Source organism: Hymenobacter agri, from assembly GCF_054778495.1.
The window spans coordinates 1-1090 of sequence record NZ_BAAGZM010000969.1 but is presented as its reverse complement, the minus strand read 5'-3'; the positions used below and the strand labels follow the sequence as shown (position 1 = coordinate 1090).

At 66.6% G+C, this 1090-nt stretch carries 1 protein-coding gene; it reads right to left on the bottom strand.

Annotation, left to right across the window (positions count from 1 at the left end; genetic code table 11):
• A partial coding sequence (locus ACYVDE_RS23770; RefSeq protein WP_460503999.1) for a glycoside hydrolase family 2 protein occupies nucleotides 1-1090 on the bottom strand: 1090 nt, incomplete at both ends.

The window sequence follows — 1090 nt, the reverse complement described above, 5'->3', positions numbered from 1 at the left end:
GGCGGGGGCCGGGTTGGGCGTGGCGGTGGTGGCCAGCGCGAGCATGGGCGCGCTCGTCCAGAGGCTTTGGCGGAAGAAATACTCGGGCTTGGTGAAGCCGGCCATGTCGAGCAAACCCGCGCCGTTGCTGCGCTGGGGCCATTTGCCGGCCTCGCCGAGGTAGTCGATGCCCGTCCAGAGGTACTGGGCCGAGATGTAGGCGTTGGTATCGACTGCGGCCCAGGCGGCGGGCGCCATGCCGTTTTCGCTGCCCTGAATGACGCGCTGCGGGTACTGCTTGTGGTCGTCGGGGTAGCGGAATTCCTGGTAGTTGTAGCCCACCACGTCGAGGGCGGCGGGGTAGTCGGTGAGGTTCGACATCACCACGCCGGCCAAGGCGGCCGTGATGGGGCGCGAGGTGTCGGCCTGCTTGGCCACGGCCACCAGGCGGCGGGCCAGCGGGCCCATTTCGCTGGCCGGCGGGTGGTCGGGCAGGTAGCCTTTGCCGTAAATCTGGGGGTTGCGGCCGGTGTTGAGGATTTCGTGGGTGTAGGGGTCGTTGGGGTAGTCGATTTCGTTGCCGATGCTCCACATAATGATGGACGGGCGGTTGCGGTTGCGCCGAATCATGTCGCGCAGGTCGCGGTCGGCCCACTCCTTGAAGTATTCGTGCGAGCCGTGCTGGCTGGGCGTGCCCACGTTCCAGCCGGCCACCCACTTGTTTTTGCCGCGCTCCCACTCGTCAAACGCCTCGTCCATCACCAGGAAACCCAGGCGGTCGCAGAGGCGGTAGAGGTAGTCGGCGTGGGGGTTGTGGCTCATGCGCAGCGAATTGCAGCCCACGGCTTTCAGGGCCTTGAGGCGGCGCTCCCACACTTCGGGCGGCACGGCCACGCCCAGCGCGCCCGCGTCGTCGTGAATGCACACACCCTTAAGCTTGAGGCTTTTTTCGTTCAGGAAAAACCCTTTATCGGCATCGAAGCGCAGGCTGCGGATGCCCACTTCCTCGGTCAGCTCATCCACCGGCTGGCCCTGCACGGCCAGGCTCACGCGCAGCCGGTACAGGTTGGGCTGGTCGGCCGACCACAGCGCGGGGTTCTGCACGGGCAGC